The following is a 23,966-nucleotide window of genomic DNA, read 5'->3' as shown; positions in this document are numbered from 1 at the left end:
CATCACACTATAAAAGAAAACCCCGTTTTTGACTCCTTTTGAGCAATTTCGGGGTTTGTTTCTTCTAATATAATACCTATTTTTATGAAAAACAATAGATTGAGGTATTATGAATATGCCTAATTACCTCCTATGTGATAAACCTCCATTACTTCGGGAGTTTTATTCATTTCTCTAATAAAATCAGCTACATGTATAACTCCGTGGTTTTTTATTGATATTGAAGCAAAAACAATGAGTTTTCGGTCTATTTTTTTGGGTTGCAGTAAACAAACATATTTGTCTATAATGCCATGTTTTTCCATTCGACGGATGCGTTCAAAAATAGGGGTGGTAGTCATTCCTAGTTGATCAGCCAATGCTTTGGTAGTTATTTTTCCATCTTCCTGAAGGATATTTAATATTTTTTTGTCGATAGTATCAAGTGTAAGTGACATGTGCAGAAAAAAGATTAAGTGTTATGGATATTTCAATGTCTAAAATTAGACTTTTTTCTTTAAAAATAGTTTTTTGTTGTTGTATTTTCTTTGAAATACTCATTTTGTAGATGCAAGGTGTGTTTTAGCGTGTTTTTCAGGTAATTTTGGCTTATTAACAACAGTAAAAATTAATAATGATGGAATTGCTCAAAAAATTTGAGGAAACAGCACCTGAGATTGTTTTTGAATGGAAAGACAAGGAGCTTGGTGCAGAAGGTTGGATGGTAATTAACTCACTTCGAGGTAGAGCTGCAGGCGGGGGAACCCGAATGCGCGTAGGATTAGATCGCCAAGAAGTTGTTTCTTTGGCAAAAACTATGGAAATAAAGTTTACGGTTTCAGGGCCTTCTATTGGTGGAGCTAAATCAGGAATTAATTTTGACCCTAAGGATCCTAGGAAAGAAGAGGTTCTTAAAAGATGGTATCGTGCAGTAATGCCTTTGTTAAAGAGTTATTATGGTACTGGTGGTGATATGAATGTTGATGAAATTCATGATGTAATCCCAATTACTGAAGGTTATGGTTTATGGCATCCACAGGAAGGAATTGTTAATGGTTATTATCAGCCGGATGAAGCTCAAAAAGTTCATAAAATTGGCAAACTTCGATTAGGTGTTTCTAAAGTGATTGAAGATGCTGCATTTACACCAGATGTAAAAGGTAAGTTTACTATTGCTGATATGATTACCGGTTATGGTGTTTCAGAATCTATAAAGCATTATCATGATTTGTGGGATAAAGAATTAGCGGGTAAAAAAGCAATTATTCAGGGATGGGGTAATGTAGGTGCTGCTACCGGTTATTATTTGTCTCAATTAGGAGTGATTATTGTTGGAATTATTGATATCAGAGGCGCTTTGATTAATGCTGATGGTTTTTCTAAAGAAGAAGTAGAAAAGTTTTTTAAAGAAGGACTTCTTAATGAACAATTAATTGATTTTGAAACGGCTAACAAAACAATTTGGGATGTTCCTGCGGATATTTTTGTTCCTTGTGCAGGGTCTAGATTAGTAGAAAAATCACAATTAGAACGTTTAGTAAAAAATGGTTTGGAAATTATTTCCTGTGGAGCAAACGTTCCTTTCAATGACAAAGAAATATTTTTTGGAGAAACCTTGGCGTATGCTGATAACCAATTGACTGTAATACCTGATTTTATTGCTAATTGCGGAATGGCCAGAGTATTTGCTTTCCTAATGAATGGTGATGCAGAAATAACAGATGTTTCCATTTTTAAAGATGCTTCAGTGACTATTTTTAATGCTCTTGAACGTATTAGAAAACAACATTTCGATAGCTGCAATATTACCCAGAAAGCTCTTGAACTTTCTGTTAGTGAATTAATGAATTGAGTTTGTTAACCAACCAAAAATAGTTAGTATTTTAGTTGGTTAACTATAAGTGTTTCGTCTTGTATAAAAAAAACGCCGTAATACATAAGTATTACGGCGTTTTGTTGTCCTTTTCGCGGAGAAAGAGGGATTCGAACCCCCGGACCTGTTACAGTCAACAGTTTTCAAGACTGCCGCATTCGACCACTCTGCCATTTCTCCAGTAAGTTGCTATCATTTTCTGATTGCGAGTGCAAATATAAAAAGCTTTTTTGGATAAAAAAATATATTCGAATAAAAAAACAGCTATTTTTTAGTAGCTGTATTTAAGTGTTTTATTATCTGTGAGTTACTTCTTTTTTGTGTTCTGGAATTATGTTTTAATAGTTAACATATTCGGTGATTTCAAGTCCATAACCAATCATTCCTACACGTTTAGTTTGGGTGCTATTTGAAACTAAGCGTATTTTAGAAATATCAATGTCATGTAATATTTGAGCTCCAATTCCGTAATCTTTGATATCAATAACTACTTTTGGAGCCTTCATTGTTCCTTCTGCTTGTAATCCTTTCAGTTCGGTAATACGATTCAGTAAATTAACCGCAGACATATCCTGATTAATGAATATAACGGCTCCACGACCATTTTCGTTGATTATTTTAAACATATCGTCTAATTGTTGGTCAACGTTGTTTGTTAAAGTACCTAGTAAATCGTTATTAACCTGAGAAGAGTGGATTCTTGTTAAGATAGGCTCTCCGGTGTTCCAAGTTCCTTTGGTTAGCGCAATATGAATTTGTTTATTAGTAATTTGTTCGTAGGCTCGTAATCTAAAAGTCCCAAAACGTGTATTAATGTCAAAATCTTCTTTTTTAACGATGATGCTGTCATGTTGCATTCTGTAAGCCACGAGAGCTTCAATGGAAACCACTTTGATGTCAAATTTTTCCGCGATTTTTACCAACTGCGGTAAACGAGCCATGGTCCCGTCTTCGTTCATTACTTCAACGATTACACCTGCAGGTTTAAAACCTGCTAATCTTGCAAAATCTATCGCAGCTTCTGTATGTCCTGTTCTTCTTAAAACTCCACCTTCCTTAGCAATTAAAGGGAAAATGTGTCCCGGTCTCGCTAAATCTTGAGGTTTTGTTTTAGGATCTATTAATGAAAGCACAGTCATGGCTCTATCGGCAGCAGAAATACCAGTTGTTACTCCGTTTCCTTTTAAATCGACTGATACTGTAAAAGCAGTTTCCATATGGTCAGTATTGTTAGTGACCATTGGTTTTAAGTCTAATTCTTTACAGCGTTTTTCAGTAAGTGGAGTACAAATCAATCCACGGCCATGTGTTGCCATAAAGTTGATCATTTCAGGAGTTACTTTCTCGGCTGCTGCTAGAAAATCACCTTCATTTTCTCTGTCTTCATCATCAACAACCAGAATGATTTTTCCCTGACGGATATCTTCTATTGCTTCTTCTATTGTGTTAAGTTGTATTTTATCTGCGACCATTTTTTTTAGGTAGTTGTTTTTTTGTTAACTATGATTTTTTGAAATAGTTTTTGAACGGGTGCTAAAATCACGTCCATATTAATTAAACCTATATCGTTTGTTGCCCGATAGGTTAGGAGTATAGCAAGAGGTGTTAATATCATTGACGACATCCAAGAACCCATGAAAGGAGTCATACCGTTTTCTTGTGCAAATCTTTTACCAAAAGTATTAATGAAGTGGAAAGTTATAAATATTAAAACAGCAAAAATAATAGGCAATCCTAAACCTCCTTTTCTAATGATGGCGCCAAGTGGTGCGCCAATGAAAAACATCATCAAACAAGCGTAAGCTATAACGAATTTGTCATACAAAGCTAATAAGTGACTGTTAATACTTTTTTGTTTGGCTTCTAAATTGAACTTGCTTCCGTCGATACTGTAGCCAATGCTACTAAGATTACTGCTTGCTGAAGTAAGTATTTCTACTTTTTTACGATTATCATATAGGGATAAAATATCAGATGGTAACTTTTTCTTTGGCTTTATTGATTTTGGATTAGAAAAATTCTCAAAAGTCTTATCTTGAATAATAGTTCGTTGATTTATATTTTCAGAATAAGAAGCGATTTCAGTTTTGTAATTTTTATTTAAGGAATCCAAAGTATAATTTAATTCATTTACAGTTAGCATCGTATTTGAATTAGTTACTTTTTCTTCATCAACATCAACTTTATTCAGTTGAGACAGGTCTATATTGATTATGTATTTTTTGAAAGAGCTTTTGGCAAATGGATATTTCTTTCTGTCCTCAAATTTTTTAGGAGTAATATCTTCGTAGTAATTACCATTGTTAAGTACAAGTTGTAAAATACTTGATTTTTCACTACTAATTAATTCGCCGTTTTTTGCTTTAATTACCGTTTTTCCACCTTCACCACTCATAGATTTTTTGTGAATAGTGATTCCGGTAAGCTTATTTCCGTTTTCTCCTGATTTTTTATTGACTTTAATATTGTAGTAACCCACGTCGCTAAATTGCCCTTCGGTAATAGCCATTGCAGGTTTTAATTGGGCAATGTTTTTCCTGAAATTAATAAATTTATATTCGGCATAAGGAATCACATTGTTGGCAAAAAAGAAAGCAATTACACTAAGAAATACTATAAATATAGTAAGTCCTCTCATGGCTCTTTGCAGAGAAATTCCAGAAGATTTCATGGCAGCAAACTCGTAGTTTTCGGCTAGATTACCAAAAGTCATAATTGAGGATAGTAGTACCGAAAGAGGTAAAACTAACGGGATGATTCTTGGCATAGAAAAAAGTAAAAACTTGATAATTAATGGGACATCAAGATCTTTACCAGCCAGCTCAGCAATGAAGAGCCAAATAGTTTGCAATATGAATATAAAAAACAAGATTACAAATACCGTGGTAAATGTAATCAGAAATGTTTTTAATAAGTATTTATCGAGTATTTTCACGTAAAGCTTAATCTAATTTATTGATGTAGTAATTTGGGTATTTACTAGCTACAAAGGTAAATTGATTTTTTGACAAAGGTTGGTTGGTTTTAAAAGAATTAACGGTTAATGTAGTTTTAGTTCCTTTTTTACCCGTTTCAATTAGGTTGTAAATGTGTTTTGTTTGCACATCAATTCCTAAAAGAATTTCTTTTCTTTGGTCTTTAGCGTTAGTTGGAATTAATTTGATATATTGAATTTTTCTACCTTTTACATTTTGTAAAATGTCCATAGAATATTTGTAACCACTATTGAAAAAAGTAAGCATTTTAGATGGGGTTACGGCATTGTCATCTTTTTCATTTACTGAGGAAATGTTTACTTCTTCATCTTCAGGAACAATTGTGTATGTTTTTTTTCCGTCAAAAATTTTAGTCATTCCCATAAAGTTCAATACATATTGATTTCCTTTTAGGGTTACATTTCCTTTACTGTCCTGATTGATATTTTCTCTACTGTTATTAAGTGAGTATTTAAAATCAATTACAATATTATTATAGCTTTTTACTTTAGCAGTAACTTGGTCTAAAAGGCTTTTTGCTTTTTTGTCTTGTGCTTGAGTTGTGAAAGTGATAAATAGGATAAATGTAATTTGGATAAACTTTTTCATTGTATTAATTATTTTCTTCATTATTAAAAAATTGATCAAGAGCGTGCATGTCCAGAATGTTTACAGCTCGGGCTTTACTACCTTCAAAAGGTCCCACAATCCCGGCAGCTTCTAGTTGATCAATTAATCGGCCGGCTCTGTTGTAGCCTAATTTTAGTTTTCGCTGTAACAAAGAGGCCGATCCTTGTTGCGCGTTTACAATAATTTCGGCAGCTTCTCTAAACAATGCATCTCTTTCGGAAATATCAATATCAAGATTAATGCCATTTTCTTCCCCAACGTATTCAGGTAATAGATATGCAGTAGCGTAAGCTTTTTGGGAACCAATAAAATCAGTGATTTTTTCCACTTCCGGAGTGTCGATGAAAGCACATTGTACACGAACGACATCATTTCCGTTAGTATATAATAAATCTCCACGACCGATCAACTGATCGGCTCCCTGTGTGTCTAGAATTGTTCTGGAGTCGATTTTAGAAGTTACTCTAAAAGCAATTCGGGCAGGGAAATTGGCTTTAATTAAACCAGTAATTACGTTTACCGATGGTCTTTGTGTAGCAATAATCAAGTGGATTCCAATAGCACGGGCTAACTGAGCTAAACGGGCAATAGGGACTTCGACTTCTTTACCGGCAGTCATAATTAAGTCGGCAAACTCATCGACTACTAAAATAATATATGGTAGGAATCGGTGACCGTTTTCAGGATTTAATTTTCTGGATTTGAATTTTTCATTGTACTCTTTGATGTTACGAACCATCGCATCTTTTAATAAAGAATAACGATTGTCCATTTCCACACAAAGTGAATTTAGCGTGTTGATTACTTTAGCATTATCAGTAATGATGGCATCTTCCACATCCGGAAGTTTTGCCAGATAATGTCTTTCAATTTTATTGAATAAAGTAAGCTCTACTTTTTTAGGATCAACCAATACAAATTTTACTTCGGCAGGATGTTTTTTGTACAAAAGCGAAGTTAAAACCGCATTCAATCCGACCGATTTTCCTTGTCCGGTAGCTCCAGCCATCAATAGGTGCGGCATTTTGGCTAAATCAACAACAAAAGTTTCGTTAGAAATGGTTTTTCCCAGTGCAACAGGAAGTTCCATTTCAGCTTCTTGAAACTTAGCCGAACCAATAACACTTTTCATGGAAACCATAGTAGGAGTCTTGTTAGGTACCTCGATACCAATGGTTCCTTTCCCAGGAATAGGAGCAATGATGCGAATTCCAAGTGCTGAAAGTGATAAGGCAATATCGTCTTCTAAGCTTTTAATCTTAGAAATTCGGATACCTGCTTCAGGAACAATTTCGTATAAAGTTACCGAAGGACCTACCGTAGCTTTAATTTGTGCAATTTCAATTTTGTAATTGCGAAGTGTATCTACAATTCGGTTTTTATTTTCTTCTAACTCTTCCTGATTGATAGTAATTCCTCCGGTTGAATATTCTTTTAATAATTCAATGGTTGGGAATTTATAGTTTGATAAGTCCAATGTTGGGTCAAACAAGCCAAAATCAGAAACCAAACGGGCTGCTAAGTTTTCTTCAACTACTTCTTCCTCAGAAGCGGCTTCGATTACAAAATCTTCATTTATTGTTACAGGAACGGCAGCAACTTTTTCAACAGGAAGTGATTTAGAAATAGGATCTAAATTAATTTCTGAAGCATGATTAATTGTCGGTTTTAGCGCTTCTTTATTGATTTCAAATTGAGATAATTTGAATTCAGGAATTTTTTCAACAACCGGTTCTTCAATAATTTCTTCTTCTTCAGGTACAGCAAATTCTTCCAGATTATAAGCACTATCAGATATTGAACTGTTGTCTGTGATACTGTTATCTTCTACAGGGGTAATTTCTTTTTTGTTGTTTTCAAAAAAAGACTGAATCTTTTCAGGAGATAATTTCATTTTGAAAATAACATAAATAACTAAGCCAAAGATGAGTAGCAACAGTGTTCCGGTTTTACCAATGTAATCTTGTAAGAATAAATTCAATTCGTAACCGATGATTCCACCTAATTCAGGTAATGAAGTTGCAAAAAAGCCTAATAGAACGGATAAATTAATCATTACAAATAAATCCCAAAACCAGATGTTTTTTAGCTTTCTTGCCGAAAGTCCAAGGATTAAAAAGATTCCGCTTAAGAATAACAAACGAACAAAAAGAAATGAAGCTAGTCCAAATCCTTGGTAAACGATTAAATTGGCCAGGTAAGCACCAAACTTCCCCAGCCAATTTTTAACTATTTCAGTTCTGTTTGATAATTCAAGAACTGCACTTTGATCTTCTTGTCCATAAACATAGAAAGATACAAAAGCAACTAATAAAGCTATAGAGAATAAGATGAGCAAACAGCCTAAAATAGTTTTATGCTGTTTAGACATTTCCCATGATTTAAAAACTTTAGTTTTGGAATTGTTGTTCGGGTCTAAAGTCTCTTTTTTTGTTGTTTTTGCCATTCTATTAATGTAACTAAACCTCTTAAATGAAGTGAGGTACGTATATTATTAAACCAATAATTATCGCTGTCAATGCTGCAAAAGAAACAGCACCAGCCGCAATGTCTTTTATAAAACCAATTCTTTCGTGGTAATCCGGATGAATAAAATCGGCAATTTTTTCAACTGCAGTATTCAATCCTTCAATACTTAAAACTAATCCAATAGCAAAAGTTTGAAATAACCATTCCGTTTGATTAAATCCAAGAATAAAACCTGCTATAGTAAGGATTACTCCTAATGATGATTGAACCATCACACTGTGTTCGGTAGTGATGAGCTTTATGGCACCTTTTACGGCAAAGCCAACACTTTTAAATCTACCAGTAATAAAGGTATTATCTTTTTGAAAAGCCATTTATTAAAGATTAAAGTACCGCTAAGGCAGCTTCGTAATTTGGTTCGTTAGCAATTTCTGCAACTTGCTCTGTGTGTAAAATTGTTCCGTCCGCGTCTGCAACAATTAATACTCTTGAGTGTAATCCTTTCAAAGGTCCGTCAACGATTTCTAAACCGTTTGTTTTTCCGAAAGATCCTTCTTGAAAGTCAGATAAATTAACTACATTTTCGATTCCTTCAGCTCCACAAAAACGTTTTTGAGCAAATGGTAAATCTCTTGAGATACACAATACAGTAGTGTTGTCTAATTTAGCAGCAGCTTCGTTAAATTTTCTTACTGAAGTAGCACAAGTTCCGGTATCGATACTAGGGAAGATATTTAAAACTAATTTTTTTCCGTCAAAATCGCTTAAAGAAGCAACAGAAAGATCGTTTTTTACTAATTTGAAATCAGCAAGTTTTGTACCTACTTTTGGTAATTCACCTGCAGTGTTTATTGGATTTCCTCCTAATGTAATTGAAGCCATAATTAAATTTTTTAATGAGGCTCAAAAGTATGAAAATTATTTAAGAATAAGGATTTCTGATTTAAGATTTTAAATCAATAAAGGAAAGGTTTTAACTCAATGAAAGATTGAGAAATAGCTTTAAACGCAAAAAAATGCAACTCGTTAAGAGGCATTTTTAAGCTATTTTTAGGGTTTGAAAAGGACTATTTATCTATAGAGCCTAATACTCTTTTCATAAAACTGTTGAGCGCTTCTTTCTTGTCAGTTCCGTTTTGAATTAACTTGTGAACTTCTAAAGCGCCGTACATATTCGAAATTAATTCACCGATCACATCTAATTCTTCGTCTTTCAAAGAAGAAACTTCGGTCAAAGCTTCCAGAACTTCGATAGTTTCGATGATATAATCCTGATCGTTTTCTTCGATAAACTGTGTTAAGTGTTTTATTACGGGTAATTTCATAAAGTGAGAAGTTAGAAATTAGAAGTATTGAATCGATTTGTTAAACAATTTCGTTTACTAAGTCAATTAAAACTTCCTGTTTGTTAGTTTGAGTTTCGTTTACCAATTTTCCGTTTACGAAAGTAGCAAAGGTTGGTAAGTTACTTACATTAGCTAATTTTCTTGATTCCGGAAAATTTTCAGCATCAACAAGTGCAAAAGTGATTGCTTCGTTTTCTGTAGCCAGTTTTTTGAATTTTGGTTTCATAATACGGCAATTTCCACACCATGAAGCCGAAAATTGAACTACAACTTTTTCGTTTTCAGCCACTAAATTGGCTAAAGTATCTTCATTTAATTCGATTAACATATCTTTTAATTTAAATTCCAACATTATAAATTCCAAATTCCAAATCTTGCGATTGAATTTGGTAAATTCTTTTTTTTGGAATGTTAGTGATTGTTTTAGAAAAAACTCCAAATCCCAAAATTGGAATTTGGAATTTTTAAAATTTGGAAATTTTATTTCTTAGTTAGCGCTTAAGTAAGCAGCAGTACTGTTTCTGTCAGCAGTCATAGCTTCTTTACCAGCTTCCCAGTTAGCAGGACAAACTTCACCTTTTTGTTGGATGTGCGTGTAAGCATCCACCATACGTAAGTACTCGTTAACGTTACGTCCTAATGGCATATCGTTTACGCTTTCGTGGAAAATTTTTCCAGTTTCGTCAATTAAGTATGTAGCTCTGTAAGTTACGTTAGAACCTTCAAGAAGTACAGTATCAGTTTCTTCATTATACTCAGAAGATTCGATATCTAAAATTCCTAAGATACTAGATAAGTTTCTAGTTGTATCTGCTAAAAGTGGGTAAGTTACACCTTCGATTCCTCCGTTGTTTTTTGGAGTGTTTAACCATGCAAAGTGAACTTCGTTAGTGTCACATGAAGCACCAATTACGATTGTGTTTCTTTTTTCAAATTCTGGTAAAGCTGCTTGAAAAGCGTGTAATTCAGTTGGACAAACAAAGGTAAAATCTTTTGGGTACCAGAATAAAAGTACTTTTTTGTTGTTGTTTACTGCTTCTTCAAAGATGTTGATTTTTAAGTTATCACCCATTTCAGAAATGGCGTCAACTGCAATACTTGGGAATTTTTTTCCTACTAAAGACATATTATTTATTTTAAAAGTTATTATTTGTTTGATGCAAAAGTAAATCTAAAAAAGACTTTTTTTAATAGTAGTTGATTATTAATATTTATTTAACGATAAAGTTTAACTATTTTAATGCTTTTCAAATGTTTATTTTATTGAAGTTCAATAGCAACGGGTAATTTTCCTGAGCATTCTGAATCCGATAAAAATTGATGTGCGGCATAAGTTTGGAATTCTCTAAAATCCTGATATACCTGGACTAATTTTACAGCCTTACTCAAATTAGGAATTAACGGCAATACATAAGGATTTCCAAAAATATAAATCATACACTTTTTAGTTAGTAATAGTTTTTCTAATAAATTGAAAACAACTTCATCAATTTCAAAACGATTTAATGGTTTGGCTTTTGGAACAAATAGAGCAATAGCAAGATATTCAAAATTGTTAAGTTCATTTTCCAAAACTTGAAAATCAATATCTTCAACCGATTCAATGCTTATTTCGGCACAGTTTAAAGCCGCCTGAATCATGCTTGCAAAATCATTATTGGCTGATTTATATAAAGAAAGCAACGCAATATTTTGTTCCTGACTGGCATTTTTGATGGTTTCAAAATCAATTTGATCCCGAATTTTAGTAATACTGAATTTGGCAATTTGTTTATTGAGTTGAGAGGCCTTTTCAAAATTCAGAGTGTAGTTGTTTTCTTGTTCCAAATGGAATAAACCTACTTTTTCCTTGCATTTGATAATTCGATTGAAACTCTCTTCAATTCTTTCCGGAGAAGCATTTTCTAAAATCGCCTGAATTCCTTCGGGAACATTTTCGGCAAAACAAAGTACATCGTTTCCGGCATTGAAAGCTTCCCATTCCAGTTGGCCTTTTGTTTCATATAATTTGGAAACGCTGTGCATGTTCAACGCATCCGAAATAACCAAACCATCATATCCTAATTGTTCTCTCAGCAATTTCTGAATGATATTTTGCGACAAGGTTGCCGAAGTATTTTTCCCTTCATTCAAAGCTGGCACCGCCAAATGTCCAATCATAATGGAGTCGACATTGTTTTCAATTCCTTTGATAAAAGGATACAATTCGTTAGCCAACAATTGTTCTAAGTTTTCTTCTAAAACAGGCAATCCCAAATGCGAATCGACATTGGTATTTCCATGACCCGGAAAATGTTTTAAACATCCTAAAACACCGGCATCACTCATTCCGCGTAAATATTCCAATGCAAAATCGGCTACTTTTTCTTTGTTTTCACCAAAAGAACGATACCCAATAACCGGATTATTTGGATTGTTGTTGATGTCGGCCAATGGAGCTAAATTATAATGAATCCCAGCCGATTTTAAGTCTAAGGCGATTTGTTTTCCTACTTCGTAAACCAATCCTTTTTGCTCTTCTGGCAAAGCTCCCAGCGTAATGGCATAAGGATATTGTGGTGTTTTTTCCACTCGCATGGCTAATCCCCATTCGGCATCAATGCTCATTAAAAGGGGAGTAGTAGCACATTTTTGATAACGAATAATTAATTCTTTTAAACGGGCATAACTATCATCGTTAAAAGTGATTTTCTGCTTGGCTTCGTAATTCGTTGCAGCACTGGCGCGACTGTGAAAAAATGTCAATCCGCCAATATTGTATTTTTTAATTAATTCTTCAGTTGCCTGAATGTTTTCTTCAGTGTCATTTATAAAAACCGCAGGAAAAAAGAATTGTCCTATTTTTTGTTCTAATGTCATTGATCTTTTTTAATTATTCGCTATGCGAATTAAATTTTTAACCACAGATTAAAAGGATTTTACAGATTAATTATTTTAAGTGTAAAAAAAAAAATCTGTGTTTATCTGTTGCATCAGTGAAATCTGTGTCCCATTTATTTTTTTTCTTCTGTCTTTTTACCAAAATCCTTAGGAAATTCTATGAATCTTGACAAAATTAATCCTGGAATAGTAGCCAGAAATACCCAAATAAAGAAATTACCATATCCTAAGTATTCCTGAATGTAGCCACTAAGCATTCCTGGAAGCATCATTCCCAAAGCCATAAAACCGGTAGCAATGGCATAATGGGAAGTTTTCGATTCGCCTTCAGCAACATAAATCAAATACATCATAAAGGCGGCAAAACCGAATCCATAGCCAAACTGTTCTAAAATAACTACCGCATAAACGTAGTAAACTGAAGCCGGATGAAAATGAGCAAGTAAAATGAAACCAATAATAGGCAAATGCATGGTTAAAATCATTGGTAGCATCCATTTTCCTAAACCCTGTTTAGAAATGGCTATTCCACCCAAGATTCCACCAATAGTAAGCGCAATCAATCCGAAGGTTCCGTAGATGATTCCAACATCTTCGGTTTCTAATCCCAATCCGCCAACATCCGTTTTATCAACTAAAAACGGAGTCAGCATTTTTAATAATTGTGATTCTCCCAAACGGAATAAAAGGATAAAAGCCAGAATTAGTCCGATTTGCTTTTTCTTAAAAAAATCAGCAAAAACAGTAGCGAAATTTTTCTCTTCAGTTTCTTTTTTTGGAACTGCTAATTCGGTTTTTGGTGTAGCAAAATAGTTATAAACCGTTAAAAAAGACATCACTAAACCAACTAAAATCATCGTATAAGACCAGGCTTTTTGGTTGTCACCAAATTCTTTTTCCAAATAACCAGCCAAAAGAATAATTAGTCCGTTTCCGGTAAGCATCGATGCTCTGTAAAATGTGCTTCGGATTCCTAAAAAGAAAGATTGCTGATCTTTAGTCAAAGCCAATAAATAAAAACCGTCACTGGCTACATCATTCGATGCCGAAGCAAAGGCTGCGACCCAAAAAATAGCTAAACTCAAAATGAAAAACTGACTGGTTGGAATAATAAATCCAACAATTAAAAAGGCAATCGAAATAAGCAATTGCATAATTAAAAACCATTTTCTTTTGGTGCCATGAAGGTCAATAAACGGACTCCATAAAGGTTTTATTACCCAAGGTAGGTATAATAAGCTGGTATATAAACCAATATCTTCATTGCTGATTCCAAGGTTTTTGTACATTAATACCGAAACTGAAATGATAATTACATACGGGAACCCCGAAGCAAAATTTAATAAAGGAATCCAATACCATGGTTGATTATCTGTCTTCATTCGTTTTTAAGTTTTTATTATTTACTTTTAATAAAGTGGCCTGGCTTTCATTTCCAAAATAATCCACAAAAGTTAATGCACAATTATTGTGTTTTTCCAAATAGAGTTTTGGTATTTTGATAGCGATGCTGTCTTTAGTTTCTTTAAACGCTATTTTGTTTATAATCTGACTTGGGTCATTTACATTAATCAGATTTTTATTTGTTGTACCGTAAACGATAACATAGCGAATTTTACTTTGTGTTGGAAATCTAAGTGTAACTTCTGTACTGTCATTTTGGTTGTTGATATTACTAATAGCAGGAATATCAAGAACTTCTCTTCTGGAATTTGGTACCACATAAGGTAAGGCCGGATATTGGTATTGGTTCTCTTTTAGCAATTGAGTAACCGCATCGTTTTTGTTAACAAAAGCTTTGGCACTGAAAAAAGCATTTCCCTTAATATTGTAAAAACCACGTGTCAGGTCAATTTGGTTTGGAATTTCATTTGGATTGAACCATTTTTTATCCGAATCGGTGTTGATTTTATAGCTTCCGTTTCCAATGTAAAGCGCGGCATTTTTATTAGTGTTTTCTGACCACCATTTAGATAATTTGGCATAAGAAGCTTTCGGATGGTCGATGCTCCAATACAATTGAGGTAAAAGATAATCGATATAATTTCCTTCCATCCAGGCCATTGGATCGGCGTACAAATCATCATAATTGGTTTGTCCTGCCTGTGTGTCAGATCCTTTTGGGTCTACTGATTTGTTTCTCCAAACACCAAAAGGACTAATGCCAAATTGAACCCAAGGTTTAATTTTTTTAATAGCTGCGTAAGTGTTTTTTAGGTAAGTATTGACATTGTCACGGCGCCAATCTTCATGTCCCATACCTTTTGAATATTTTTTATACGAAGCTATGTCATTAAAAGCTTTTCCGGGTACTCTATATGGGTAAAAATAGTCGTCAAAATGTACAGCATCAATATCATATTTAGTCACAACTTCTTCGATTACACTAATTAAAAATGACTGAACTTCAGGTAAAGCCGGATTGTAATAGTATTTACCTTCATATTTAATCATCCATTCCGGATGCTTGATGATATCGTGGCTTCGGCTTAATTCAGCTGTGTTCAAATCCATTGATGCACGATAAGGATTGAACCAAGCGTGGAACTCAAAACCTCTTTGATGTGCTTCATTAATCATCCATTCTAACGGGTCATAAAATGGAGTAGGAGCCTGCCCCTGTTTTCCAGTTAAATATTTAGACCAAGGCGCTAAATTAGTAGGATACATAGCATCTCCGCAAGAGCGAATTTGCACTATGACCACATTGTAATTCAGTTTTTGATAGGTATTTAAAATTTCAATGAAATCGGTTTTTTGTTTTTCGACAGCATCAGTGTTTTTTATTGGCCAGTCAATATTGGCAACAGTTGCAATCCAAACAGCTCTGAATTCGTTTTTTGGATTAGTAGTTTTTGGTGTTTGGCAAAAGCCAAAAGAAAGCGATAAAACCGAGAGAAATAAGCAAATTAGAATTTTGTGACTCATTGAAAAAGTTGTTTTTTTAACAGTTACCAAAAATAGTTTTTTTAGCGAAGTTTAGCAGATAAATTAGGATTAATTTTCCTGTTGTTTTAAGTATTACAATTTTTTTGCCAAAACAAAAAGTACTGTTTTTTTCTTTCAGTTAAAAACATATAGATTGTTTTAATAACCTCAAATTTTAAAACTAATTAAAATTTCATGATGTAAGTAATTTTATAAGCTTTGATGTATAAATATTGCCAAAGGCGATGAATACAACTAGAAAAATATTTTCAAATTTGCGCATTTGCAGTAAAATGATTCAGCAATTTTTAATAATTAAAATGCTAAAAATATTAAATAGTTTATTTGTATTTTTTAAAAACGGATATCTTTATATTTGTCAAATAATTTTTTAAAACGCTATTAAAAATACACCAAAAAGCACGCTGTTATGTCTAATTCACAAGCTTTAGAGCAATTAGCCCAATCGTTAGAAGGAACACTTTTATTTGATAATCTTCATAAAACTTTATATGCTACGGATGCTTCGGCTTATCGTATCATTCCTTTGGCGGTGGCCTTGCCTAAATCGGTAGAAGACATCGTTCGTTTGGTAAAATTTGCCAATGAACATAAAACTACTTTGATTCCCCGAACTGCCGGTACTTCTTTGGCAGGACAAACTATTGGAGACGGTATTGTGGTGGATGTATCGAAATATTTTACCCGAATTATTGGCTTTGATGCTGAAAATAAAACAGTAACAGTACAACCGGGAGTGATTCGGGATGAGTTGAATTTGTATTTAAAGCCTCATGGGGTATTTTTTGGTCCTAATACATCTACTTCTAATCGTTGTATGATTGGAGGAATGGTAGGAAACAACTCTTCAGGAACAACTTCTATACGATACGGAGTTACCCGGGATAAAATTTTGGAAATTAAAGCCGTGCTGGCTGATGGTTCTAAAGCCATTTTTAATACCATTACTTCAGCGGAATTTTTGGAAAAAACCAAAGGAGATTCTTTAGAAAGTGCTATCTATAGAAAGCTTTATGAAGAGTTATCCAATGAAGCCCATCAGCAGGAAATAATTAAAGAATTTCCAAAACCTGAAATCCATCGACGCAATACCGGTTATGCGGTAGATGTGTTGTTGCAATCGGATTTGTTTGGCGGAACGGAACCTACGATAAATGTGGGCAAATTACTTTGCGGAAGCGAAGGAACCTTGGCAATTACTACCGAAGTGACTTTGAAAGTGGATGATTTACCACCGTCAAATAATATTATGGTGGTGACGCATTTTGACAGTATTCAGGAAAGTTTGGAGGCGGTTATGGTGGCCATGAAGCATCATTTGTATACCTGCGAAATGATTGATGATACCATTTTGGATTGTACCAAACACAACAAAGAGCAGAGTAAAAACCGTTTCTTTATTCAGGGCGAACCCAAAGCGATTATGATGTTTGAAGTAGGTTCCTACATTAGTATGGAGGAAGCCGAAAAACAAGCGGATGATTTAATACGAGATTTAGAAGTTGCTAATTTTGGGTATGCTTCGCCAAAATTATACGGAGCCGATATTGAAAAAGTAAACGAATTGCGTAAAGCCGGTTTGGGACTTTTAGGAAGTATCGTTGGCGATGATAAAGCGGCCGATTCTATTGAAGATACCGCAGTAGAATTGAGTGATTTACCTAATTATATAGCCGATTTTTCGGCGATGATGGAACGTCACGGACAATCGGCGATTTATTATGCGCATGCAGGAGCAGGAGAATTGCACCTACGTCCGGTGTTGAATTTAAAGACCAAAGAAGGCGTTTATCAGTTTCGAAATATTGCCACCGAAGTAGCTCATATCGTTAAAAAATATAGAGGTTCTTTGAGTGGGGAACATGGAGATGGAATTGTACGTGGAGAGTTTTTGCCCTTTATGATTGGCGAAAAAAACTACGAACTGCTCAAAAGACTGAAATTAGCTTTCGACCCGAATTCGGTGTTGAATATGGGAAAAATTGTCAATGCTTTGAAAATGGACGAAAATTTCCGTTTTGAAGCGGGCAGAGTAGAACCGGATATCAAAACCATTCAGGATTTTTCGGATAGTTTGGGGATTTTAAGAGCTGCTGAAAAATGCAACGGTTCCGGTGATTGCCGAAAATTACCTTCGGCAGGAGGAACTTTGTGTCCGAGTTATCGTGCGACGAGAGATGAAAAAGATACTACTCGAGCCAGAGCAAATGCGTTACGTGAATATTTAACGCATTCGGACAAAGAAAATAAATTCAATCATAAGGAATTATACGAGGTTTTTGAATTGTGTGTGAGTTGTAAAGCCTGTGCCAGTGAATGTCCGTCTAATGTTGATGTGGCAACTTTAAAAGCCGAATTTTTGTACCAATACCAAAAAACTAATGGTTTTTCATTGCGCAATAAATTGTTTGCCAACAATGCTAAAATGAACAAAATGGGAAGTATGTTCCCTTCGTTGACTAATGCAATTTCTAATCTTGGATTAGTAAAAAAAGCAATGGGAATTGCTCCGGAACGAACCGTACCGCATTTGGCCAAAGAAACGTTTAGAAAATGGTTGAGTAATAATAAAGTTAATAGCAATAACAATTCTAAAAAGCTAGTCTTGTTTTGTGATGAATTTACCAATTATTATGATGTGAATGTTGGTATTGATGCTTTCGAATTGTTGACTTCTTTAGGTTATGAAGTGATTACAGTAGAACACGAAGAAAGCGGAAGAGCCTATTTGTCCAAAGGTTTTCTGGAAGAGGCTAAAATGATAGCTGTAAAAAATGTGGCGACTTTTGCTTCAATTATTACCAGCGATTGCCCCTTGATAGGAATCGAACCGTCGGCGATTTTAACTTTCAGAGATGAATATTTACGACTGGCTGAGGACAAGGAAAAAGCGCAACAATTGGCTAAAAATGTTTTTACCATTGAAGAATTTTTCAAAAAAGAAATTTTGGTCGGACATATCCATGCCGGACAGTTTTCGACTAAGGAAAAACAAATTAAAATTCACGGACATTGCCATCAAAAATCGTTGAGCACGGTCGAAGCAACTTTTACAATGCTGAATGTCCCAAAAAATAATAGCGTTACTATTTATAATTCCGGTTGTTGTGGGATGGCAGGTTCTTTTGGTTACGAAGCCGAACATTATGATATTAGTATGAAAATGGGGGAAGATACCTTATTCCCAAAGATTAGAGCCACCGATGAAAATGTGGCCATTTCAGCTGCTGGAACTTCTTGCCGTCATCAGATTTTTGACGGAACCAGTCGTGAGGCTCAACATCCGGTGACGATTTTGAAAAGTTGTTTGAAGTAAAAAAAGTCAGTTAGAATATTTTTTTGTGTAATGCAATTAAACCAAGCTTCTCCTTTGTTTTATTGATAAAGGGTATTGCAAATAAATGAGCCAAAAGAAAAAGTAAAAAAAAAATAAAATCAACTTATAATAACCCCTGTATGGAATGTAAAATTTGTGGAAATACTACTAATCTGGAACAATATAAAGTTAAAGAAATGATGTTTGGATTCAGAGATGAGTTTTTATATTTTCAGTGTCAACAATGCCAGTGTCTACAAATAGCGGATATACCAGATAATATGAACAAATATTATCCGTCTAATTATTACAGTTATACCACTACATTTCCTTATGCAAAATCGAAGTTGAATGAAATCATAAAAAAGACAAGAGACCGCTATGTCATTTTTAAAAAGGGATTTATAGGGAAACTATTGTTGAACTATTTACCAAGTACAAACTTGCATCTTAATAGTCTTTCTGAAATTTCAATAACAAAAAATACTAGCATACTTGACGTTGGTTGTGGTAGCGGAAAATTTCTTTTGTTGCTTCAAAAATTGGGATTAAATAAGCTAACTGGGATTGATCCCTACTTAGAAAAAGACATTCAATACAAGAACAATTTAAATATCTATAAAAAAGCAATCCATGATGTCAAAGAGAAATACGATGTTATCATGTTTCATCACTCCTTTGAACATATGTCAGACCCATTGGAAACTCTTCAATCAGTATCTAACTTGCTCCATCAAAATGGCTATTGCATAATCCGAATTCCTACCGTTTCTTCATATGCCTGGCAGCACTATAAAGAAAATTGGGTACAACTAGATGCTCCTAGACACTTTTTTTTACATTCCCAAGAAAGTATACAATACTTAGCAGAAAAAACAGGATTGAAAGTAGAAAAAGTAATTTATGACGCAACAGTATTTCAGTTTTTAGGAAGTGAACGTTATTTGAAAAATATTCCGCTAACTGATCCTAAAGCAAATAGTTCTATTTTTTCAGCGGATCAAATACAATCATTCAAACAACAAACTAAAGAGTTAAATCAAAAAGATTTAGGAGATGCCTGCGCATTTATTCTAAGAAAAAAATAAGTAAAAAGTCTTATGTCTTGTTTCAATTGATTTTTATATGTAAAACATAAAAAAATCCCGTCCTAATTAGAAAAGGACGGGATTTTATAGTTTTAAATGCTGTTTATTTTTTCAAATGGGTATTAAAATAATCAGCAATTTTAGCATACATGTGAATTCTGTCATAACCGCCTACATTATGTTCGTGGTTAGGATATAAGAAATAATCGACTTGTTTTCCAGCTTTGATGCAGGCTTCAATAAAATTCATACTGTTTTGTTGCACTACAACCGGATCCTGAGCACCATGAATGATTAATAATCGACCTTTTAAGTTTTTTGCTTTGTCTATTAAAGAAGTTTTAGCATACCCTTCTGGGTTTTCCTGTGGAGTATCCATATATCTTTCGCCATACATAACTTCATAATATTTCCAGTCGATTACTGGGCCTCCGGCAACACCTACTTTAAATGTATCAGCTTGGTTTGTCATTAAAGTGGTTGTCATATAACCACCAAAACTCCATCCAAATACTCCAATTTTATCAGCATCGACAAAAGATTTTGATTTCAGGAATTCGATCCCTTTCATTTGGTCGGCCATTTCGTTAACGCCTAATTGTCGGTGATTCACATCGCAGAATTTCTTTCCGCGATTATCACTTCCGCGGTTGTCCATCGTAAATACTATATAACCTTGTTGCGCCATGTACAAATCAAAATAACCAGCGCCAGTAAGCCATTTGTTGTTTACTAATTGAGCGTGAGAACCTCCGTATAAATAAACCATTACCGGATATTTTTTTGTTGCATCAAAATTTTTAGGATAAATTATTCTACCGTGTAGAGGCGTTTTTCCATCAGCAGAAACCAAATCAACCATTTCTATTTTAGGCAAATCAATTTTACCGTTAAATGGATTTTCAGCTTTTAGTACAAGTGTTTCTTTTGAAGGGTTTTTAGTTTCTAAAACCGAAATCACATTTGGAGTATTTGTATTGCTGTATTGATCCAAAATTAAAGTTCCGTCTGATGAAATTGATGCCGTGTGAACACCAGGTACAGAAGTTAATTGTGTTGTTTTTCCTGATTTTAAATCTACCTGAAATAATTGTGTCTCTAAACCGCTATTTGTTACTCCAATGTAATTTACTTTTGTAGCGGTAGGATCAAATCCCAGAATTTCTTTTACGATAACGTCTTTATAGCCTAAGTTTTTAACCAATTTTCCATCGGTATTGTACAAAAACATTTGGTTGTAACCGTAAAAATCGGTTTGGTAAATAAATTGATTGGTTTGTTTTGGTACAAATGTCAGCGCGTGCTGCGGTTCTATCCAGGTAGCTGCTTTTTCTTCCAATAATGTTTTTACAAATGCTCCTGTTTGAACATTATATTGATTCAATTTTAAATGATTTTGTTCTCGGTTTAAAATTCCAATATAAATGAATTTTCCGGATGGATCCCAGGTTACCATAGTGAGATATTGCTCTTTAGGTTCTCCGGTTTGTAATGTGATGCTTTTTTTGGAAGCAACGTCAAATACGACCAAAGTTACATTTTCACTGGTCATACCCGCCATTGGGTATTTGATATTGTTGTTTACAGCTTCACGTTCGTTCCAGTTAATAATAGGATAATCGCCCACCATCGTTTCGTCTTTTCGGTAGAAAGCTAATTGAGTTCCTGTTTCATTCCACCAGATTCCGTTGTTAATTCCAAATTCCTGACGATGCACATAATCAGAACCATTAACAATACCTTTATTTGTATCATTAGTTACTTCAATTATAGTTCCTGATTCGGTAGTAATTCGAATATTATTCTCTTTAGTCCAGGCGATATTGTTGTTGGATGCAATTTTTAGTTGACCGGCTTCTTTTGGAGAAGGAATAACCTGTGTTATTTTTTTACTGTTTATATCATAGGTTACTTTATAGTTGTTTTTGCTTCCGCTAATAGCTGCGTCAAATGTAGAAGCAGTTTTCCATTCTATTTCGTAAGGAAACATTTTTAAACTAAAAACATCTGTTGGTATTTTGTCTTTAAGCGCCGTTTCCAATTCTGATTTGGTAACCAAAGTGGTAGCTCTCCAACCATTATCTGCTCTTTTTTCTCTTAAACTAGTATAATCAGCACTTAAAAAGCTGATAGATTTACTGTCTTTTCGCCATTGTTGGGCAATTTGAGTAAAAGGTGCATATTTTCGAGGACCAGTTACTGTTTCATCTATAGTTAAATTTTGGGCTGTAGCAAAACTTCCCATTACTATAAATCCTAAAATGTATTTTTTCATCAAAGTAGATTTTTTAGTTTGCTTACAAAAGTAGGAAATTGGTATTCAGTATCAGCTTGTGTAATTCTGATTCTTGGCTTTATTTTGTTATAATATTGTTAAAGTTTGGTTTAAATAATATGATTTGATTGAAGATAAAATAATGTAATATAATATTGGAGCTTTTTTTGAAATTGATATTTTTTGTCATTTTATAACAAAATATCCAGAACTTTAAACTTTAAACCAAGTAGAATTCCCTACTTTTGCTCTTCGACATTTAAAAATAATTAAAAATAAAATATACTATGAATTCATTTGACGTAGTCGTTATAGGTTCTGGACCTGGAGGATATGTATCAGCGATTCGTTGTGCACAACTAGGCTTCAAAACAGCTATTATCGAAAAATATTCCACATTAGGAGGAACTTGTTTAAATGTAGGATGTATTCCTTCAAAAGCTTTGTTGTCTTCTTCACACCATTATGCTGAAATCGCTCATTTTGCTGATCACGGAATCGAAGTTTCAGGAGAAGTAAAAGTTAATTTAGAGAAAATGATTGCTCGTAAAAAAGCAGTTGTTGATCAAACTTCTGGTGGAATTAACTACTTGATGGATAAAAATAAGATTACTGTTTTTAATGGTTTAGGTTCTTTTGTAGATGCTACGCATGTTGCTATTGCAAAGGCAGATGGAACTTCTGAAACTATTGAAGCGAAACATACAATCATTGCTACAGGTTCTAAACCGTCTTCTTTACCATTTATCAAAATAGATAAAGAGAGAATTATTACTTCTACTGAAGCTTTAAGTTTGACAGAAGTACCAAAACACCTTGTAATCATTGGTGGAGGAGTTATCGGAATTGAGTTAGGACAAGTTTATTTACGTCTTGGGGCTCAGGTTTCTGTAGTGGAATTCATGGACAGAATTATTCCAGGAATGGATGGAGCTTTGTCTAAAGAATTGACAAAAGTGTTGAAAAAACAAGGAATGAAATTCTATACTTCTCACAAAGTACAATCAGTAGAAAGAGCGGGAGATGTTGTTACTGTGAAAGCTGAAAATGCTAAAGGTGAAGTAATTACTCTTGAAGGAGATTATTCATTAGTTTCTGTTGGTCGTCGTCCTTATACGGATGGATTAAATGCTGAGGCTGCTGGAGTTAAGATATCTGAAAGAGGTCAGGTTGAGGTAAATGATCATTTGCAAACTTCGGCTTCTAATATTTATGCAATTGGTGATGTTGTGCGTGGTGCGATGTTGGCTCATAAAGCGGAAGAAGAAGGAACTATGGTTGCTGAAATCTTAGCAGGTCAAAAACCACATATCGATTATAACTTAATTCCTGGTGTAGTTTATACGTGGCCGGAAGTTGCAGCTGTTGGACAAACAGAAGAGCAATTAAAAGCAGCTGGTGTCGCTTACAAATCAGGAAGTTTCCCATTTAAAGCTTTAGGACGTGCGAGAGCAAGTGCTGATTTAGATGGTTTTGTGAAAATCTTAGCGGATGCTAAAACGGATGAGGTTCTTGGTGTTCACATGATTGGTGCAAGAACAGCTGATTTAATTGCTGAAGCTGTTGTGGCGATGGAATACAAAGCTTCTGCTGAGGATATTTCGAGAATGTCTCACGCGCATCCAACATTTGCGGAGGCGGTAAAAGAAGCGGCTTTAGCAGCAACTGAAAACAGAGCAATTCACGTTTAAAAGAATAGCTTACTATAAAAAGAAACCCGTTCCGATTGTTATTGGAACGGGTTTTGTATTTTATCCATTCATTTTAAATAATCCTTTATAATTTTGCCAATGACTGTAAATAAGGAATAAATTTCCAGCAAAAACAGCAACCGCTATAGGTAAATCAGTAGGTCTTAAAAAATAATTAATTAATAGAATATTGATAATTACAGGAAAAATAACAATATTGGCTAGTGTAGTAAATTTTCCAAAAACAAAAGATAATCCACATAGGAATTCCACGGTTTTAGCTAATGGCATCAAATAGGTTGAAGCTATCAATCCTACTTGAAAAGCTTTAAAGTCTCCTGTAGAAGCCGTTTCGGGGTTTAAGTTTAAAAAATAACTAATAGAAGTACATAGAAATATGGCTCCCATGAGCGTACGAACAATAAGGGTTGCAATTTTCATGATATATTAGGTTTAATGGTTAACAAATCAAAAAAAATATGTTGCGGTTCGTCA

General features: G+C 34.1%; 19 protein-coding genes and 1 tRNA gene. 4 read left to right on the top strand and 16 right to left on the bottom strand.

From position 1 onward, the window contains the following. Positions 1–119: 119 nt before the first annotated feature. Entirely contained in the window at positions 120–437 is a 318-nt protein-coding gene (locus tag AAEO59_RS08500) for an Lrp/AsnC family transcriptional regulator (RefSeq protein ID WP_341700307.1), read from the bottom strand. Positions 438–613: 176 nt separating this feature from the next. Between AAEO59_RS08500 and AAEO59_RS08495 the strand changes: the two genes are divergently transcribed. Continuing rightward, positions 614–1,831, top strand: coding sequence for a Glu/Leu/Phe/Val dehydrogenase dimerization domain-containing protein (locus tag AAEO59_RS08495; protein WP_341700306.1), 1,218 nt, complete (start codon positions 614–616; stop codon positions 1,829–1,831). A gap of 116 nt (positions 1,832–1,947) precedes the next feature. Here the strand turns inward: AAEO59_RS08495 and AAEO59_RS08490 are convergent. From AAEO59_RS08490 to AAEO59_RS08430, 13 genes are all read right to left on the bottom strand, one after another. Next, positions 1,948–2,032, bottom strand: a tRNA-Ser gene (locus tag AAEO59_RS08490). Between the two features lie 158 nt (positions 2,033–2,190). Continuing rightward, on the bottom strand, positions 2,191–3,324 hold the full coding sequence (gene ribB, locus AAEO59_RS08485) for a 3,4-dihydroxy-2-butanone-4-phosphate synthase (RefSeq protein ID WP_341700305.1): 1,134 nt from the start codon (positions 3,322–3,324) through the stop codon (positions 2,191–2,193). A 5-nt stretch (positions 3,325–3,329) separates the two neighbouring features. Then, positions 3,330–4,787, bottom strand: coding sequence for an LptF/LptG family permease (locus AAEO59_RS08480; protein WP_341700304.1), 1,458 nt, complete (start codon positions 4,785–4,787; stop codon positions 3,330–3,332). A gap of 7 nt (positions 4,788–4,794) precedes the next feature. Beyond that, positions 4,795–5,436: a LolA family protein gene (locus tag AAEO59_RS08475; RefSeq protein ID WP_341700308.1), complete on the bottom strand. Its 642-nt coding sequence runs from the start codon at positions 5,434–5,436 to the stop codon at positions 4,795–4,797. A gap of 4 nt (positions 5,437–5,440) precedes the next feature. After that, positions 5,441–7,903 carry a DNA translocase FtsK gene (locus AAEO59_RS08470; protein WP_341700303.1) on the bottom strand — a complete coding sequence of 821 codons (2,463 nt, stop codon included), beginning with the start codon at positions 7,901–7,903 and terminating at the stop codon, positions 5,441–5,443. Between the two features lie 22 nt (positions 7,904–7,925). Next, complete coding sequence (locus tag AAEO59_RS08465; RefSeq protein ID WP_341700302.1) at positions 7,926–8,300, bottom strand: diacylglycerol kinase; 375 nt, start codon at positions 8,298–8,300, stop codon at positions 7,926–7,928. A 10-nt stretch (positions 8,301–8,310) separates the two neighbouring features. After that, positions 8,311–8,808, bottom strand: a complete 498-nt coding sequence (tpx, locus tag AAEO59_RS08460; RefSeq protein WP_341700301.1) for a thiol peroxidase — start codon at positions 8,806–8,808, stop codon at positions 8,311–8,313. 185 nt (positions 8,809–8,993) lie between these two features. Then, positions 8,994–9,251: a DUF6952 family protein gene (locus AAEO59_RS08455; protein WP_341700300.1), complete on the bottom strand. Its 258-nt coding sequence runs from the start codon at positions 9,249–9,251 to the stop codon at positions 8,994–8,996. 40 nt (positions 9,252–9,291) lie between these two features. Continuing rightward, on the bottom strand, positions 9,292–9,600 hold the full coding sequence (locus tag AAEO59_RS08450; protein WP_341700299.1) for a thioredoxin family protein: 309 nt from the start codon (positions 9,598–9,600) through the stop codon (positions 9,292–9,294). A 159-nt stretch (positions 9,601–9,759) separates the two neighbouring features. Next, positions 9,760–10,398 (bottom strand): peroxiredoxin, encoded by a 639-nt coding sequence (locus AAEO59_RS08445; RefSeq protein WP_341700298.1) that lies wholly within the window; start codon positions 10,396–10,398, stop codon positions 9,760–9,762. A gap of 134 nt (positions 10,399–10,532) precedes the next feature. Continuing rightward, the gene (locus AAEO59_RS08440; protein ID WP_341700297.1) at positions 10,533–12,131 is read right to left on the bottom strand and encodes a glycoside hydrolase family 3 protein; all 1,599 of its coding nucleotides are present in this window, start codon (positions 12,129–12,131) and stop codon (positions 10,533–10,535) included. A gap of 134 nt (positions 12,132–12,265) precedes the next feature. Beyond that, positions 12,266–13,534: an MFS transporter gene (locus AAEO59_RS08435; RefSeq protein WP_341700296.1), complete on the bottom strand. Its 1,269-nt coding sequence runs from the start codon at positions 13,532–13,534 to the stop codon at positions 12,266–12,268. Then, positions 13,521–15,080 carry a glycoside hydrolase family 10 protein gene (locus AAEO59_RS08430; RefSeq protein WP_341700295.1) on the bottom strand — a complete coding sequence of 520 codons (1,560 nt, stop codon included), beginning with the start codon at positions 15,078–15,080 and terminating at the stop codon, positions 13,521–13,523. Before AAEO59_RS08430 ends, AAEO59_RS08435 begins: the two co-directional genes overlap by 14 nt. A 430-nt stretch (positions 15,081–15,510) precedes the next feature. Between AAEO59_RS08430 and AAEO59_RS08425 the strand changes: the two genes are divergently transcribed. Next, positions 15,511–18,417, top strand: a complete 2,907-nt coding sequence (locus AAEO59_RS08425) for an FAD-binding and (Fe-S)-binding domain-containing protein (RefSeq protein WP_341700294.1) — start codon at positions 15,511–15,513, stop codon at positions 18,415–18,417. 140 nt (positions 18,418–18,557) lie between these two features. Beyond that, positions 18,558–19,505, top strand: coding sequence for a class I SAM-dependent methyltransferase (locus tag AAEO59_RS08420; protein ID WP_341700293.1), 948 nt, complete (start codon positions 18,558–18,560; stop codon positions 19,503–19,505). Between the two features lie 103 nt (positions 19,506–19,608). Here AAEO59_RS08420 and AAEO59_RS08415 read toward each other — a convergent pair whose 3' ends face one another. Then, positions 19,609–21,780 (bottom strand): S9 family peptidase, encoded by a 2,172-nt coding sequence (locus AAEO59_RS08415; protein ID WP_341700292.1) that lies wholly within the window; start codon positions 21,778–21,780, stop codon positions 19,609–19,611. A 287-nt stretch (positions 21,781–22,067) separates the two neighbouring features. Between AAEO59_RS08415 and lpdA the strand changes: the two genes are divergently transcribed. Further along, positions 22,068–23,471, top strand: a complete 1,404-nt coding sequence (gene lpdA / locus AAEO59_RS08410; RefSeq protein ID WP_341700291.1) for a dihydrolipoyl dehydrogenase — start codon at positions 22,068–22,070, stop codon at positions 23,469–23,471. Positions 23,472–23,531: 60 nt separating this feature from the next. Here the strand turns inward: lpdA and AAEO59_RS08405 are convergent, their stop codons facing one another. Next, positions 23,532–23,912, bottom strand: coding sequence for a DoxX family membrane protein (locus AAEO59_RS08405; RefSeq protein ID WP_341700290.1), 381 nt, complete (start codon positions 23,910–23,912; stop codon positions 23,532–23,534). Between the last annotated feature and the right edge of the window lie 54 nt (positions 23,913–23,966).

Source organism: Flavobacterium flavipallidum, assembly GCF_038289905.1.
Classification (GTDB): domain Bacteria; phylum Bacteroidota; class Bacteroidia; order Flavobacteriales; family Flavobacteriaceae; genus Flavobacterium; species Flavobacterium flavipallidum.
The sequence above is the reverse complement of the archived record's forward strand: the minus strand, read 5'-3'. Positions and strand labels throughout refer to the sequence as shown.

Coding starts and splice junctions, on each gene's coding strand:
- AAEO59_RS08500 (WP_341700307.1), bottom strand. CDS start 437: ATGTCACTTACACTTGATACTATCGACAAAAAAATATTAAATATCCTT.
- AAEO59_RS08495 (WP_341700306.1), top strand. CDS start 614: ATGATGGAATTGCTCAAAAAATTTGAGGAAACAGCACCTGAGATTGTT.
- ribB (WP_341700305.1), bottom strand. CDS start 3,324: ATGGTCGCAGATAAAATACAACTTAACACAATAGAAGAAGCAATAGAA.
- AAEO59_RS08475 (WP_341700308.1), bottom strand. CDS start 5,436: ATGAAAAAGTTTATCCAAATTACATTTATCCTATTTATCACTTTCACA.
- AAEO59_RS08470 (WP_341700303.1), bottom strand. CDS start 7,903: ATGGCAAAAACAACAAAAAAAGAGACTTTAGACCCGAACAACAATTCC.
- AAEO59_RS08465 (WP_341700302.1), bottom strand. CDS start 8,300: ATGGCTTTTCAAAAAGATAATACCTTTATTACTGGTAGATTTAAAAGT.
- tpx (WP_341700301.1), bottom strand. CDS start 8,808: ATGGCTTCAATTACATTAGGAGGAAATCCAATAAACACTGCAGGTGAA.
- AAEO59_RS08455 (WP_341700300.1), bottom strand. CDS start 9,251: ATGAAATTACCCGTAATAAAACACTTAACACAGTTTATCGAAGAAAAC.
- AAEO59_RS08450 (WP_341700299.1), bottom strand. CDS start 9,600: ATGTTAATCGAATTAAATGAAGATACTTTAGCCAATTTAGTGGCTGAA.
- AAEO59_RS08445 (WP_341700298.1), bottom strand. CDS start 10,398: ATGTCTTTAGTAGGAAAAAAATTCCCAAGTATTGCAGTTGACGCCATT.
- AAEO59_RS08440 (WP_341700297.1), bottom strand. CDS start 12,131: ATGACATTAGAACAAAAAATAGGACAATTCTTTTTTCCTGCGGTTTTT.
- AAEO59_RS08435 (WP_341700296.1), bottom strand. CDS start 13,534: ATGAAGACAGATAATCAACCATGGTATTGGATTCCTTTATTAAATTTT.
- AAEO59_RS08430 (WP_341700295.1), bottom strand. CDS start 15,080: ATGAGTCACAAAATTCTAATTTGCTTATTTCTCTCGGTTTTATCGCTT.
- AAEO59_RS08425 (WP_341700294.1), top strand. CDS start 15,511: ATGTCTAATTCACAAGCTTTAGAGCAATTAGCCCAATCGTTAGAAGGA.
- AAEO59_RS08420 (WP_341700293.1), top strand. CDS start 18,558: ATGGAATGTAAAATTTGTGGAAATACTACTAATCTGGAACAATATAAA.
- AAEO59_RS08415 (WP_341700292.1), bottom strand. CDS start 21,780: ATGAAAAAATACATTTTAGGATTTATAGTAATGGGAAGTTTTGCTACA.
- lpdA (WP_341700291.1), top strand. CDS start 22,068: ATGAATTCATTTGACGTAGTCGTTATAGGTTCTGGACCTGGAGGATAT.
- AAEO59_RS08405 (WP_341700290.1), bottom strand. CDS start 23,912: ATGAAAATTGCAACCCTTATTGTTCGTACGCTCATGGGAGCCATATTT.